This is a genomic window from Staphylococcus sp. Ze2, from assembly GCF_048568365.1.
Lineage (GTDB): Bacteria > Bacillota > Bacilli > Staphylococcales > Staphylococcaceae > Staphylococcus > Staphylococcus xylosus.
The window spans coordinates 1,676,089-1,691,965 of the sequence record NZ_CP183486.1; the positions used below are offsets into that span (position 1 = coordinate 1,676,089).

Annotated in this window: 17 protein-coding genes; all 17 read left to right on the top strand. The window is 32.0% G+C overall.

What is annotated here, in order from left to right; translation table 11 throughout:
- Positions 1–40: 40 nt before the first annotated feature.
- Positions 41–1,147, top strand: a complete 1,107-nt coding sequence (gene rpoD / locus ACM591_RS07895; protein ID WP_017724596.1) for an RNA polymerase sigma factor RpoD — start codon at positions 41–43, stop codon at positions 1,145–1,147.
- A gap of 201 nt (positions 1,148–1,348) precedes the next feature.
- Complete coding sequence (locus tag ACM591_RS07900) at positions 1,349–2,026, top strand: tRNA (adenine(22)-N(1))-methyltransferase (RefSeq protein WP_029377176.1); 678 nt, start codon at positions 1,349–1,351, stop codon at positions 2,024–2,026.
- Entirely contained in the window at positions 2,027–3,130 is a 1,104-nt protein-coding gene (locus ACM591_RS07905; protein ID WP_029377177.1) for a Nif3-like dinuclear metal center hexameric protein, read from the top strand.
- A 276-nt stretch (positions 3,131–3,406) separates the two neighbouring features.
- The gene (locus ACM591_RS07910) at positions 3,407–4,747 is read left to right on the top strand and encodes a DEAD/DEAH box helicase (protein WP_029377178.1); all 1,341 of its coding nucleotides are present in this window, start codon (positions 3,407–3,409) and stop codon (positions 4,745–4,747) included.
- 9 nt (positions 4,748–4,756) lie between these two features.
- Positions 4,757–5,647, top strand: coding sequence for a deoxyribonuclease IV (locus tag ACM591_RS07915; protein WP_029377179.1), 891 nt, complete (start codon positions 4,757–4,759; stop codon positions 5,645–5,647).
- A 220-nt stretch (positions 5,648–5,867) separates the two neighbouring features.
- The gene (locus tag ACM591_RS07920; protein ID WP_326026745.1) at positions 5,868–6,641 is read left to right on the top strand and encodes a metal ABC transporter ATP-binding protein; all 774 of its coding nucleotides are present in this window, start codon (positions 5,868–5,870) and stop codon (positions 6,639–6,641) included.
- Positions 6,638–7,498 carry a metal ABC transporter permease gene (locus tag ACM591_RS07925; protein WP_029377181.1) on the top strand — a complete coding sequence of 287 codons (861 nt, stop codon included), beginning with the start codon at positions 6,638–6,640 and terminating at the stop codon, positions 7,496–7,498. The genes ACM591_RS07920 and ACM591_RS07925 overlap by 4 nt, the downstream gene beginning before the upstream one ends.
- Positions 7,488–7,907, top strand: a complete 420-nt coding sequence (locus ACM591_RS07930; protein ID WP_029377182.1) for a Fur family transcriptional regulator — start codon at positions 7,488–7,490, stop codon at positions 7,905–7,907. Before ACM591_RS07925 ends, ACM591_RS07930 begins: the two co-directional genes overlap by 11 nt.
- Positions 7,908–8,159: 252 nt before the next feature.
- Entirely contained in the window at positions 8,160–8,759 is a 600-nt protein-coding gene (locus tag ACM591_RS07935) for a superoxide dismutase (protein WP_017724588.1), read from the top strand.
- Positions 8,760–8,881: 122 nt separating this feature from the next.
- The gene (locus ACM591_RS07940) at positions 8,882–10,933 is read left to right on the top strand and encodes a peptidoglycan D,D-transpeptidase FtsI family protein (protein WP_029377183.1); all 2,052 of its coding nucleotides are present in this window, start codon (positions 8,882–8,884) and stop codon (positions 10,931–10,933) included.
- A gap of 122 nt (positions 10,934–11,055) precedes the next feature.
- Positions 11,056–11,205, top strand: coding sequence for a 50S ribosomal protein L33 (rpmG, locus tag ACM591_RS07945; RefSeq protein WP_002483181.1), 150 nt, complete (start codon positions 11,056–11,058; stop codon positions 11,203–11,205).
- A 130-nt stretch (positions 11,206–11,335) separates the two neighbouring features.
- Positions 11,336–11,878 (top strand): 5-formyltetrahydrofolate cyclo-ligase, encoded by a 543-nt coding sequence (locus ACM591_RS07950; protein ID WP_029377184.1) that lies wholly within the window; start codon positions 11,336–11,338, stop codon positions 11,876–11,878.
- A gap of 11 nt (positions 11,879–11,889) precedes the next feature.
- Complete coding sequence (locus tag ACM591_RS07955; protein ID WP_029377185.1) at positions 11,890–13,347, top strand: rhomboid family intramembrane serine protease; 1,458 nt, start codon at positions 11,890–11,892, stop codon at positions 13,345–13,347.
- The gene (locus tag ACM591_RS07960; protein WP_029377186.1) at positions 13,331–13,528 is read left to right on the top strand and encodes a YqgQ family protein; all 198 of its coding nucleotides are present in this window, start codon (positions 13,331–13,333) and stop codon (positions 13,526–13,528) included. Before ACM591_RS07955 ends, ACM591_RS07960 begins: the two co-directional genes overlap by 17 nt.
- Positions 13,529–13,909: 381 nt before the next feature.
- Entirely contained in the window at positions 13,910–14,896 is a 987-nt protein-coding gene (locus ACM591_RS07965; protein ID WP_029377187.1) for a glucokinase, read from the top strand.
- Positions 14,896–15,219 (top strand): MTH1187 family thiamine-binding protein, encoded by a 324-nt coding sequence (locus tag ACM591_RS07970; RefSeq protein ID WP_029377188.1) that lies wholly within the window; start codon positions 14,896–14,898, stop codon positions 15,217–15,219. The genes ACM591_RS07965 and ACM591_RS07970 overlap by 1 nt, the downstream gene beginning before the upstream one ends.
- Before the next feature lies 1 nt (position 15,220).
- The gene (locus ACM591_RS07975; protein ID WP_029377189.1) at positions 15,221–15,844 is read left to right on the top strand and encodes an MBL fold metallo-hydrolase; all 624 of its coding nucleotides are present in this window, start codon (positions 15,221–15,223) and stop codon (positions 15,842–15,844) included.
- Positions 15,845–15,877 lie beyond the last annotated feature (33 nt).

Below are 15,877 nucleotides of genomic sequence, written 5' to 3' on the forward strand. Positions count from 1 at the left end.
TTTTGATATCAAGTAGATATTATATTCGGGAGGCCTTTTCATGTCTGGAAATAAAGTTAAAGTTAAAAAGCAAACCATCGACCCATCTCTAACTTTAGAAGATGTAAAAAAACAATTAATTGAAAAAGGTAAAAAAGAAGGGCACCTAAGTCATGAAGAAGTTGCTGAAAAATTACAAAACTTCGAAATGGATTCTGACCAAATGGATGAACTATTTGATCAGTTAACAGATAACGACATTAGTTTAGTTAATGAAAAAGATAGTTCTGATAAAGATTCTAAATTGAATTTAAATGATTTAAGTGCACCTCCAGGCGTAAAAATAAATGATCCAGTTCGTATGTACTTAAAAGAAATTGGACGAGTAGATTTATTAAACGCTCAAGAAGAAATTGAATTGGCTAAAAAAATTGAGCAAGGCGACGAAGTTGCAAAATCTCGTTTAGCCGAAGCCAACTTACGTCTCGTTGTTAGTATTGCGAAGAGATACGTAGGACGCGGCATGCTATTCTTAGACCTTATTCAAGAAGGTAATATGGGATTAATAAAAGCTGTTGAAAAATTCGATTTTAATAAAGGATTTAAATTTTCAACATATGCAACGTGGTGGATTCGTCAAGCGATTACACGTGCCATTGCAGACCAAGCCCGTACAATTCGTATCCCTGTTCATATGGTTGAAACAATCAACAAGTTAATCCGTGTTCAGAGACAATTATTACAAGACTTAGGCCGTGATCCTGCTCCTGAAGAAATCGGAGAAGAAATGGACTTACCTCCTGAGAAAGTAAGAGAAATACTGAAGATCGCTCAGGAACCTGTGTCATTAGAAACGCCAATTGGTGAGGAAGATGATAGTCATTTAGGTGATTTCATTGAAGACCAAGAAGCGCAAAGTCCTTCTGATCATGCAGCTTATGAACTGTTAAAAGAACAATTAGAAGATGTATTAGACACATTAACTGATCGTGAAGAAAATGTATTACGCTTACGTTTTGGATTAGATGATGGTAGAACACGTACACTAGAAGAAGTAGGTAAAGTATTTGGTGTTACGAGAGAACGTATTCGTCAAATAGAAGCAAAAGCACTCAGAAAATTAAGACATCCAAGTAGAAGTAAACGTCTAAAAGATTTTATGGACTAATTTTTAGTGCTTGAGACACCAAATATCCCTTAAATAAGCGGTGATGTGTCTCTATGTACAATTGCTGACGAAAGTGTACGATATGCTATTTAATAGCTTTAAAAACAAGTGAGTGATACAGGGAGCGGGAATGCGAGATCAAATTGAAAATTTTGATTTCTCTTCCGCTCTTTTTTTACATATTGAAAGAGGAGCACTTTTATGATTCCATTAAATCAAAGATTAAAGAGAGTAAGTAATTATATTAAAGGAGATTATTTAGCAGATATTGGTTCAGATCATGCTTATCTGCCTATTTTTGCTATAGAAAACAAATTAACAAAAAAAGCAATTGCAGGCGAGGTCATTAAAGGACCTTTTGATGCTTCTAAACGAAATGTGAGTGAACATCAACTCAGTCAGCATATCGATGTACGACTAGGCGATGGGTTAACTGTTATACAAGATGGAGATGCTATAACATCAATTACAGTATGTGGTATGGGGGGACCTCTCATAGCTAAAATTATTAGTGATGGTGCCAATAAATTGTTTAATAAACCAAGATTGGTGTTACAAAGTAATATACAGTCAAGTGCCATTAGAATTAAGCTTACAGAATTAAATTATTGCATAATAGCTGAAGAAATCATGGAAGAAAAGGGACATATCTATGAAATTATTGTTGCTGAGTACTGCGAAAAAAAATCATCCATGTCTCAAATAGAATTGAAATTTGGCCCTGAATTAGTTAAAGATAAAAATGATTTATTTAACAAGAAATGGCAACGCGAAAAAGAAGCATTATTAAAGATAAAAAATAATTTAAACCCTAAAACACATGCTAAACGTTTAGATGAAATTAATCATGAGTTGGATCTAATTAACGAGGTGTTATAAATGACTATAGATGAACTATTAAAAACTATTAATACACACGTACCTTTCAATACAGCGGAATCATGGGATAACGTAGGTTTATTAATTGGTGATAAAGCTAACAAAGTAACAGGAATATTGACAGCACTCGATTGTACTGAAGAGGTCGTTGATGAAGCATTAAATAAAGGCTATAATACAATTATTTGTCATCATCCTCTCATTTTTAAAGGGATAAAAAATATTACTCAACAAGAAGGATACGGGCTAATCATACGTAAACTAATCAAGCATGATGTTAACCTTATTGCATTACACACTAATTTGGATGTATATCCAAAAGGTGTGAACTCGATGCTGTCCGATAAACTAGGTTTAGAGAAGCAACAGATTTTAAACCCTGAAATTATACCTTATTACAAAGTGCAAGTATTTATTCCAGAAGAAAACTTAAACGATTTTAAAGATGTATTAAGCGAAGCAGGCGTTGCTCAAGAGGGAGATTATCGATACTGCTTTTTCGAAAGCCCAGGCATAGGCCAATTTAAACCGGTAGATAATGCAGATCCACATATTGGTGAAAAAGGTCAAATTTCTCACGTGCAAGAATATAAATTAGAATTTATGATCGACCATACGCAAAAAACTTTAACGCAAGACTTAATAATACAACATCATCCATACGAAACACCGGTTTATGATTTTATAGAATTAACAAAACAAGCAAATTATGGTTTAGGCATGATAGGCAAACTTAATGAAGTTATGACAGTGGAAAAATTTGTGAGCCATGTTAAAGAACGATTAAAAATGCCAAGCGTACGTTTCTCTGGCGATTTCAATGCAAACATTGAAACAGTAGCTATTGTCGGTGGGTCAGGTATTGGATTTGAGTATACAGCTAGTCACAAAGGTGCCGACATCTTTGTGACTGGGGATATTAAACACCATGACGCATTAGACGCTAAAATCGCAGGTGTTAATTTATTAGATATTAACCACTACAGTGAATATGTAATGAGAGAAGGATTGTGCCAACTTTTAGAAGATTGGCTGAATGAAGATGACAAAATATTTAATATTGAAGCATCTGAGATAAACACAGACCCATTTGAATACTTGTAACAACATTTTGTGGCTGAGGCATAAACAATGCTTCAGCCGTTAATATGAAATATTGCATAACAATTAAGATACAATTAACCTTTGACAATCAGAATATATTATAGTTAACATTCTCAGAGTGAGTCATTAAAATACTGCTATAAGTTTATATTGACACTGTTAAGCACAAATATTTTATAGCAATAATTACCTATTTAACTTGATATAATAATTTAGTTCAAAATTGTACAGTAATGCTTTATAATAGATAAGATGAAGATTTAAGGAGGCCAAGACATGGCAAATCACCCATTTGAGAAATTTAATTTAGAACCAAGTCTGATTGATGCTGTGAAAGATTTGAATTTTGATCAACCGACTGAAATTCAAAGCCGAGTAATACCAAAAATAATAAAACAAGTAAACTTAATCGGCCAATCACAAACAGGGACAGGTAAATCCCACGCATTTTTATTACCGTTAATCAATTCAATAGATACAGAGTATAAAGAACCACAAGCAATTGTTGTAGCTCCTACAAGAGAACTAGCACAACAACTTTTTGATGTTGCTAGCCATATAACAAAATTTAAAGAAGACGTGTCAGTCAAATTATTCATAGGTGGCACAGATATTGAAAAAGATCGTAGTCGTGCAAAGAATCAACCACAACTTGTCATAGGTACACCTACACGTATTAATGATTTAGCTAAACACGGGGATTTACATGTACACTTAGCATCCTATTTAGTCATTGATGAAGCAGACTTAATGATAGATTTAGGACTAATGGATGAAGTAGATTACGTTGCTACAAGATTAGATGAGAAAGCGCATATTGCAGTGTTCAGTGCTACAATACCTAAATCTTTACATCCATTTTTAAATAAATATCTTGAAAACCCTGATTTTGTAGAAATTGAAAATACAGAAAAGAACAAAAAGAATATTGAATTCTATTTAATTCCAACAAAAGGCGAAGCTAAAATAGAAAAGACCTTAAAATTAATGGATATACTAAACCCTTATTTATGTATCATTTTCTGTAATAGCAGAGACAGTGCTGATGAATTAGCTAACCAACTTAATGCTGCTGGTTTGAAAGTAGGCATGATACATGGTGGTCTTTCACCTAGAGAACGTAAGCAACAAATGAAACGTATTAGAAATTTAGAATTTCAATACGTAATAGCTAGTGATTTAGCATCACGTGGTATCGATATCGATGGCGTAAGTCATGTGATTAACTTTGATGTACCAAATGATATTGATTTCTTTACACACCGCGTAGGACGTACTGGTAGAGGACAATATAAAGGCGTTGCAATAACTTTATATAGCCCTGATGAAGAAAATAATGTTGCATTAATTGAACAACGTGGCTATCATTTTGAAAACGTAGATATTAAAGACGATGAGTTAAAGGCCATTAAAGCTCATAATTTACGTCAATCACGTAAAAATAAAGATGATCATTTAACAAATCAACTAAAATATAAAGTTAAAAGCAATAAGAAAAAAGTCAAACCTGGTTATAAGAAAAAATTCAAACGTGATTTGGATGATTTAAAACGTAAAGAGCGTAAACAATTCAGCAAACAACAGAGTAGACAGGAAAGAAAAAATAGAAAAGGATAGGTGAATTTTATGTTATTAGGGTCTCATGTATCGATGAATGGTAAAAAAATGTTAGAAGGCTCAGCTGAAGAAGCACAAAAATTTGGTGAGTCTACATTTATGATTTATACAGGTGCACCACAAAACACTAGAAGAAAGCCTATCGAAGAATTAAATATTGAAAAAGGTCATGAAGTAATGAAAGCTCATGGTCTTTCAAATATTGTCGTACATGCACCATACATTATAAATATTGCTAATACTGTTAAACCACATGTCTTTGAGTTGGGTGTGGAGTTCTTACAAAGTGAAATAGAACGTACACAAGCACTAGGCGCAAAAGATATAGTTTTACACCCAGGTGCTCATGTTGGCGAAGGTACAGATGCAGGTATTAAAAAGATAATTGAAGGTCTTAACGAAGTTTTAACGAATGATAACGATGTTAGGATAGCATTAGAAACAATGGCTGGTAAAGGTTCTGAAATTGGCAGAAACTTTGAAGAAATAGCTAGAATTATTGATGGCGTAGAAAATAATGAAAGATTATCAGTCTGTTTTGATACATGTCATACACATGATGCTGGTTATAACGTAAAAGAAGATTTCGATGGTGTTTTAAATGAATTTGATAAAATTATAGGTGTCGATAGAATTAAAGTCGTACATGTAAATGACAGTAAAAATGATATTGGTGCACATAAAGATAGACATGAAAATATCGGATTTGGTTATATTGGATTTGATGCGCTTAACTATATTGTGCATCACGATACTTTTAAAGAAATTCCCAAAATTTTAGAAACACCTTATGTTGGTGAAGATAAAAAGAACAAAAAACCTCCATATAAATTAGAAATTGAAATGTTAAAACAACAACAATTTGATCCTGATTTGAAGAATAAAATTTTAAATCAATAATAATGTTTCTGAATAAACGATTATTTCTAAAGGGAGTTATTAATCCTTTTAAACAATATAAAAAATTGTTAGGAGTTTATTCGGTAGGAACGGTAAAGAGTAATATGTGAATTCTAATGATCTACTTAGAATTTGCACGTTGCTCTTTTTTTGTTAATTCGTAAACATTACTATTTACATAATTAATATCTCATTGTATAGTATAGAACGAGGTGAAAACATGTCTACGCCAGTATTCGAATTAAAAAATATAGATTATTATTTTGACAACAAACAAGTACTTGAAAATATAAACATTAAAATTAATCGAGGAGAATTTGTTGCAATTGTAGGACCAAATGGTGCCGGGAAGTCAACTTTACTAAAAATCATACTGGGCTTATTACCAATTCAAAAAGGCCAAATTTATGTTGATGGCAAAGACTATAATGGAAATCAGTCTTTACTAAAAATTAGTTATGTTTCCCAAAAAGCACAAGCGTTCAAAGCAGGGTTTCCTGCTAGCGTCAAAGAAGTCGTTATCAGCGGGCTTACTAAGCGGAAGAAACTATTTCGATGGTTTAATAGAAATGATGAAGAAAGTGTGAAAACTGTTTTGTCACGACTTAACATTGAACATTTAATCGACAAAAACATAGCCGAATTATCCGGTGGACAACAACAACGAGTGTTAATTGCACGTGCGTTAATCAGTGAACCGTCTGTACTCATTCTTGATGAACCAACTAGTGGTATTGATGCAAAGCATGTGAGTGAGTTTTATGAGACTTTGGAGACACTAAAGCAAGAAGGTGTTACCATCATACTTGTTACACATGATATTGGGGTCGTTGCAGATACGGCAACTGAAGTTGCGTGCTTGAACAAGCATTTACATTTTCATGGTACAACTGAAGATTTTAAATCATTAGACGAAGTTGAAATATCAAAAATTTATGGACATCCTATCCAATTTGTTGATCATCAACATAGTAGGGAGTGTTGTTCATCATGATTGAAGCCTTGCTAAATTTTGATTTTATGAGATATTCACTTGCAAGTGGCCTGCTCATCGGTTTAATCGCACCATTAATCGGTGCTTTTATTGTTGTTAGGAGACTATCATTGATTGCAGATGCGTTAAGCCATGTCACACTTGGGGGAATTTCTTTTGGAATGTTTGTTGTGACGGTAATACCTACATTGGCATTTATTAATCCAATGTGGTTTGGTATTTTATATGCTGTAATCGGTGCATTGCTTATTGAAAAGTTAAGAACTTCTTACAGTAATTATCAAGAAATTGCTATTCCAATTATTATGAGTGCTGGTATTGCGTTAAGTGCAATATTTATTTCTTTGGCAGATGGCTTCAACCAAGAAATTGTAGGGTTATTGTTCGGTTCTATCAGTGCAGTAACTTTAAGCGACCTAATTACAATTATTGTAATTGTCATCATTGTTCTTGTATTTATACTTTCTTTTTACAAAGAATTATTTATATTATCTTTTGATGAAGAATATAGTAAAGTAATAGGAATACCTAAATGGATTCAATTTATATTTATTATTATTGTAGCAATGGTTATATCTGCATCTATGCGTGTAGTAGGTATCTTATTAGTGAGTGCATTAATCACGTTACCTGTTGCGATTTCAATGCGACTCACAAAAGGTTTTAAACAGTTAATCATTTTAAGTGTTGTTATTGGAGAAATTTCAGTTATTGGAGGACTCGTATTAGCGTTTTATATGAATATATCACCTGGTGGTGTAATTGTAGTATTACTTGTACTCATACTCGCTATTGCGATGATGTATCAGAAATTTAAAATACGAACAATAAAAGGAGATGCTAACGATGAAAACTGAAGAGGCTATTAGTATCATTAAAGATCACGGTCATAAATATACAAATAAAAGACGTGAAATGCTTGATATATTTGTCTCTGAAGATAAATATATCAATGCTAAATTAATCCAACAGGAGATGGATAAAAATTTCCCTGGTATATCGTTCGATACAATTTATCGTAATTTGCATTTATTTAAAGATTTAGGCATTGTTGAAGGTACAGAATTAGATGGAGAAATGAAATTTAGAATTGCTTGCACAGATCATCATCATCATCATTTTATATGCGAATCATGTGGCGATACAAAAGTAATCGATTTTTGTCCTATTGAACAAATTAAAGCGTTCCTTCCTAAAGTTGATATTCATAAACATAAATTAGAGGTTTATGGTGTGTGTGAAACTTGTCAGCAAGCTAGAATGTAATATGTACAAAAAATATTCAAAATACAATTTATTTGCCATAAATCATAGGTCATTCGTATGATTTAAATTGAATTTTTAAAATTGTTGCTTAAACATGTTTAAATAAGCTCAATTTGAGATATACTAGTAGAGTAACTAAAGATGACAAATATTATTCAATAACTTTTCAATTAAACTTTAAGCAGATTAATTGTTGTTATAATAATTAATTGTTATGCTTTATTTAAAGATTAATTAGGAGGATGATTATTTATGGCTTTTGAATTACCAAACTTACCTTATGGTTTTGATGCATTGGAACCACACATTGATCAACAAACAATGGAAATTCACCATGGCAAACACCATAACACTTATGTAACTAAATTAAACGCAGCAGTAGAAGGAACTGATTTAGAATCTAAATCAATTGAAGAAATTGTTGCAAATCTAGACAGTGTTCCAGAAAATATTCAAACAGCTGTTCGCAATAATGGCGGTGGACATTTAAACCACTCATTATTCTGGGAATTATTAACTCCAAACTCAGAAGAAAAAGGTACTGTTGTTGATAAAATTAAAGAACAATGGGGTTCTTTAGATGCATTTAAAGAAGAATTTGCAGACAAAGCAGCAGCACGTTTCGGTTCAGGTTGGGCCTGGTTAGTAGTTAATAACGGTAACTTAGAAATCGTTACTACACCTAACCAAGACAATCCAATTACTGAAGGTAAAACACCTATCTTAGGATTAGATGTTTGGGAACACGCTTATTATCTTAAATACCAAAACAAACGTCCAGACTATATTAGTGCATTCTGGAACGTAGTAAATTGGGAAAAAGTTGACGAATTATATAACGCTGCTAAATAATTGAGCTAGCGAATATGACGGCCTTTTACTAGGTCGTCATTTTTTTTAACTAAAATAATAGAAATATTCGCTAATTTCATATATCATTTATAGTGAGAATTTTTGAATTGAGGTATGCTGTTTTGTTAAAAAGATTAAAAGAAAAGTCAAATGATGAAAAAATTAGAAATACAATGAATAAAAGAATTAGTTTTATATTTGGTGTGATTGTATTTATTTTTGCAGTAGTTGTCTTAAGGTTAGGTTATTTACAAATTGCACAAGGTTCTCATTATAAACAACTGATAAAAAATAGCGAAAATTTAACAGTTAATGAAGCCGTACCGAGAGGGCGTATATTAGATAGAAATGGCAAAGTTCTTGTTGATAACGCTTCTAAAAAAGCGATTACATATGCGCGTGGTAGAAAAACTTCGCAAACAGAAGTTTTAAAGATTGCAAAAGATCTATCTGAATTAATTAAAATGGATACTGATAAAATAACAGATCGAGATAAACAAGACTATTGGCTTCAATTACATCCTAATAAAGCGAGAACATTAATGCAAAGTGAACAAGCATTGCTAGATGACGGAAGTATTTCACAAGATGACTATGACGAAGCTCTATATAAAAAAATCGGCAAAAAGCAAATAAACACATTAAGTGATAAAGATTTGCAAGTGTTAGCGATTTATAGAGAAATGATGTCTGGTTCAGCGCTTGATCCACAAATGATTAAAAATGAAGATGTGACTGACGAAGAATACGCTGCGGTATCACAAAAATTATCTGATCTGCCAGGTGTAAATACGACAATGGATTGGGATAGAAAATATCCTAATGGTGATACATTAAGAGGTATCTTTGGAGATGTATCTACGACTGAAGAAGGTATCCCTAAAGAACTAACTGAGCAATACTTGGCTAAAGGATATTCTCGTAATGATCGTGTCGGAAAATCATATCTGGAATATCAATATGATGACATTTTAAAAGGTAAAAAGAAAGAAATGAAATATACTACTGATAAATCAGGTGAAGTCATTGATTCCAAAGTGGTTAATCCAGGTTCTCGCGGAGACGATTTAGTATTAAGCATTGACATCGATTTACAGAAGAAAACCGAAGAATACTTAGAGAAACAAATATCTAAACTGCGTAGTGAAGGCGCTAAAGATATGGATAATGCATTAATTGTTGTTCAAAATCCAAATAACGGCGATATTTTAGCTATGGCTGGTAAGCAAATAGACAAGAACGGTGATTTAACAGATTATGATATAGGTACATTTACATCACAATTTGCTGTTGGCTCATCTGTAAAAGGCGGTACTTTATTAGCGGGGTATCAAAATAATGCAATTAATGTTGGTGATCAAATGGTCGATGAACCACTAAAATTTGCTGGCGGTCTAACAAAACGCTCTTACTTTAACCAAGATGGTAGAAAAACGATAAACGATAAAGAAGCACTCATGCACTCATCTAACGTTTATATGTTCAAGACAGCCTTGAAGATGGCTGGATCTCCATATTCAGCAAATATGACATTACCAAATGATATTTCAGAGGCAGGTCAAAAGTTACGTAAAGGATTGAATCAAGTAGGACTTGGCGTTAAAACAGGTATCGATTTACCAAATGAAACAAATGGACAAATTGAACCATTAACTGATAATCCAGGTAATTTCCTTGATTTAGCAATCGGGCAATATGATACGTATACGCCTCTACAATTGTCACAATACGTTTCTACGATTGGTAATAATGGTTATAGAGTTCAACCACATATTGGCTTAGAAATTAGACAGGCAACAAATAAAGATACTTTAGGTCCTGTCAAAGAGAAGGTTAAGGGTAAAGTGCTTAACAGAGTGAATAACTCAGGAGAGCAAATTAAACAAATTCAAGATGGGTTTAAGATGGCATTTAATGAAAAACCTGGTACAGGCTATCAAAGTTTTAATGATACCGAAGTTCCATCAGCAGGTAAAACAGGTACGGCCGAGGTTTTCCAAAACGGTGAATCAAGAGTAAATTCAACATATGTTGGATATGCACCAATTAAGGATCCTAAACTTGCATTCTCAATAGTGTATACAAATCAACCAGTTCCAGAACCGTGGTTAAATGGTGGAGATTTAGGTAGAGATGTTATAAACTATTACTTTAAAGAACGAGCTGAAAAATAAAAGAAGCGATTTTGTTATAAATACTGATATAGTCGTCTTTATTGAAAAATAATACTTTTCAATTTTATAACTAAATGGTATGATTAATAGGTCGTATTTTGAAAAGGTAAGGAGGAATTAGCATGCGCGTAAACGTAACTCTAGCTTGTACAGAATGTGGAGAAAGAAACTACATTACTACAAAAAATAAACGTACTAATCCTGAACGTATAGAAATGAAAAAACACTGTGCTCGTGACAACAAACACACTATGCACCGTGAAACAAAATAATTAATATTTTAAACCAGATTCTTGTCTAGAATCTGGTTATTTTTTCGCATATTTTAAAAAGCAGTTGAATGACATTATAAATTTTAAACGTTATAATAATAAAAGTATGTATTACGGGAAGGTGTTCATAATGTCAAAAAGAACTTTGCGTCAAAAAACTATTAATTTAATGAAACAATTTATGAAACAAAAGAATAAGCAAGAGGCAGATCAATATCTAAGTGATCACTTTTTCAATACAGATGAATACAGACAATCACAACGGATTGGTATAGTGTTATCTATGCCACATGAAGTAAATACATATCCCATCATTCAACAAATGATAGAAGACGGAAAAACTGTTTTTGTTCCAGAAACTAATTATCAAACGAAGGAAATGACATTTAAACATGTAGATGATTTAACTCACATTGCTCCAGATGACAAAGGCATTAACCACGTAAATACAGAAACTGAAATTACCAACAATTTAGATTTAGTTGTAGTTCCTGGTGTCGTATTTAATAATATTGGTTATCGTATTGGTTATGGTGGAGGGTATTTCGATAAATTTTTAAGTAATAATAAACAAACAACTATTAGTCTGCTTTATGACTTCCAAATGAATTCGTTTGAACCAGAAACACATGATGAACCCGTCGAAAAAATAATCATAGCAACAACTAAATAATGGAGGCAAATATGATCATTGAGAAACATTATTGGAAGTGCATATATACTTGGATTAAATATCTGAATTATCATGTTGTTCATACTAATAAAGATTATGATGAAATTTGGTTAGCAAATAAAAAATCAGAAAGTATTGTGATATTTAAACATGGTGCTAATTCAACTCAAGATGTTAGATTTGATAAAACTCGAATCCAAGAAAACCAAGATAATATTATTGCATTTTTAGGGTTCAAACCCAAGAATTATGAATTATATATTTTTACAGACAAAATGTTTACAGATGAGAACTTAAATGAAACTAAGCCAGTTAAATTTAAAGTTAAAATCATTAGAGAAGCAGGGCATGTAGAAAGGATTATGCCAAACTTCTTTGTGAAAAAAGTGTATAATCGTAAAACTAAGCACACAAAATCATACTATAAACAACGTGCACTTAATAATAATCCTATTGAAAAACATATGCTTAAATTCGCTCCTGTTACATACACGTTAATAGCAATTAATATTATAATTTGGTTAGCTATGACGTTGTTTTTAAATCGTTTTTCAGATTTAAAATTATTAGATATAGGTGGACTGGTTCATTTTAATGTTGTACATGGTGAATGGTATAGATTGATAACCTCTATCTTTTTACATTATAATTTTGAGCATATTTTAATGAATATGTTAAGCCTATTTATATTTGGGAAAATTGTAGAAGCCATCGTTGGCCATTGGAGAATGGCTGTAATATATATTGTTGCTGGTTTATTCGGTAATTTTGCATCGCTGTCATTTAATACAGATACCGTCTCCGTGGGTGCAAGTGGTGCTATATTTGGGTTAATAGGAGCCATTTTTACATTTATGTATGTAGATAAACAATTTAATCGTAAATTAATTGGACAATTATTAATTGTACTTTTAATTATGATTGGACTATCACTGTTTATGCAAAACGTGAATATTGTAGCGCATATAGGCGGCTTCATTGGTGGTTTATTAATCACATTAATAGGATTTTATTTTAAAACAAATAAGAATCGTTTCTGGTTTCTAATAATATTAATACTAATCTTATTCATAGCTGCTCAAATCAGAATTTTTACAATTAAAGAAGATAATATATATAACACGATTATTAGAAATGAAATGAAACAAGGGAATTATGATGATGCAAAAGATATGGTAAAACATACTATTAATAAGAATTACGCCGATGATGAAACTTATTATTTAAATGGTCTTATTAAAGCAACGTTAGATTCGAAAGCAGAAGGCATCGCAATATGGGAAAGAGGATTAAGAGAACACCCTAACTCAGGGCTCTTAAACTATCAATTAGCCATTGCAAACAGATCCCTTGATAATAAAGATAAAGCCAAGAAGTACATAAAAGCTGCGTTAAAATCCGATCCTAGTAACAATGATTATATTAATTTAAATAAAGAATTGAGCGATGATAGTGATTCAGAAAATTAATACATTTTATGACGTGCAGCAACTCCTTAAGAAATTTGGATTTATCGTTTATTTTAAAGATAAGGCAGACATGTATGAAATGATGGAACAAGAAATAAAATCGCTATACAATATTGGTCTTATTTCAAAGGACGATTATTTAAATTGCCGATTAATTATTAATCAAAGAAAAAGTAAATAAAGTTGTAAAAGAGGTCGAGACAAAATAATGTCTCGACCTAAAATATTATATTATGACTATTTATCTTAATTTTATCTAAGCACTATGATAATAGCTTAAACTCAATGTTTTGTAACATGCAATTGCTATAAATTACAAGTATCTTGCACTGTTAGATAAGTTGTTTCATAATTATTGCAATTGAGAATTGATTAAGATTAAAATGTAAATAAGGGAATATAAATCTATATTAAGTGGTTTATAAAGTTAATATTCAAAAAGTCTTAATATCTGGAATACTTATTGGTGTAAAATCTCCAAATGCCTTGATATATAAGATTTTTTGAACTACAGTTAAAGGAAGTGCACCCTTTTAATAAATCAGAGAAGGATGAAAATTAAATGAATAAAATTATATTAGCAGCAGATATTGGTGGAACAACATGTAAACTAGGAATTTTTGATGAAAATCTTAACCGTTTATCAAAGTGGTCAATCGATACAGATACTTCAGATACTACTGGATATTTATTATTAAAAAATATATATGATTCTTTTATACAGCACATAGATAAATCAGACAACACTTTTTCAGATGTTTTAGGTATTGGAATTGGTGTGCCTGGACCTGTGAATTTTGAAACGGGAGAAGTAAACGGAGCGGTTAACTTATACTGGAAAGGCACAGTAAATGTAAGGGATATTTTCAAACAATTTGTAGATTGTCCAGTTTATGTTGATAATGATGCAAACGTGGCCGCTTTAGGTGAAAAACACAAAGGCGCAGGAAATGGTGCAGACGATGTAGTCGCTATTACACTTGGTACTGGCTTAGGCGGTGGCATTATTTCAAATGGTGAAATCGTGCACGGTCATAATGGTTCTGGAGCTGAGATTGGGCATTTCAGAGTAGATCATGATCAACGCTTCAAATGCAACTGCGGAAAATCCGGTTGTATAGAAACTGTGGCATCTGCTACGGGTGTCGTAAACTTGGTTAATTTTTATTATCCTAAATTAACATTTAAATCTTCAATTTTACAATTAATCAAAGATAATAAAGTAAGTGCAAAAGCAGTTTTTGATGCTGCAAAAGCTGGTGACCAATTCTGTATTTTTATAACAGAACGAGTTGCTAATTATATCGCTTATTTATGCAGTATTGTCAGCGTTACAAGTAATCCAAAATATATTGTCTTAGGCGGCGGTATGTCTACTGCAGGGCTGATACTAATTGAAAATATTAAAACAGAATATCACAATTTAACATTTACACCTGCTCAACAAAACACTGAAATTGTTCAAGCTCAACTAGGGAACGATGCAGGTATTACGGGTGCTGCAGGGTTAATTTATACTTATATTATTGAAAAGGATGGTGTTAAATAATGGCTATCGTAGATGTAGTTGTTATACCAGTCGGGACAGAAGGACCGAGTGTGAGTAAATATATTGCTGAAATTCAAACTAAATTAAAAGAATATAAAGCACAGGGCAAAATTGATTATCAATTAACGCCAATGAATACATTAATTGAAGGTGATTTAAAGGATTTATTTGAAGTTGTGCAAGCAATTCATGAATTACCGTTTGATAAAGGGCTAAGTCGAGTATGTACTAATATTAGAATTGATGATCGCCGAGATAAGTCGCGTAATATGAACGAGAAAGTGAAGGCTGTAGAAAAATATTTAAACGACGGAGGCAACTAGAATGAAAATTTCAAGTCTATCTTTAGGTTTAGTCGAAACAAATGTCTATTTTATAGAGAATGATACAAGCGTTATTTTAGTTGATCCTGCTAATGATAGTGATTTGATTATTAAGAAGTTAAATCAAATTAATAAAAAATTAGTAGCCGTATTACTTACTCATGGTCATTTTGACCACATTGGCGCTTTAGACGACATTATTGAGAAATACGATGTGCCAGTGTTTATGCATAAATCGGAATTTGATTTCTTAACAAATGTAAATAAAAACGGTTCAGAAAAGTTCAAACAGTATGGATTACCTAATGTTATTAGCAATGCTAAACCACAGCCATTAGAAGAAGGCGATGCAAATGTTGCAGGTTTTCATTTCAATGTATTACATACTCCTGGCCATTCGCCTGGAAGTTTAACGTTTGTCTTTAATGAATTTGCTGTTGTTGGTGACACATTATTTAAACAAGGTATAGGTCGAACAGATTTATATAAAGGTGATCATGAAACATTAGTTAATTCAATATTAGATAAATTGTTCGAATTAGATGATGATCTACCTTTATTCCCAGGTCATGGACCATATACTACAGTGGAAGATGAACAAATGAATCCTTATTTATATGGGTAAATTTATTGTAAATAAAGTTCTATATCGATATTT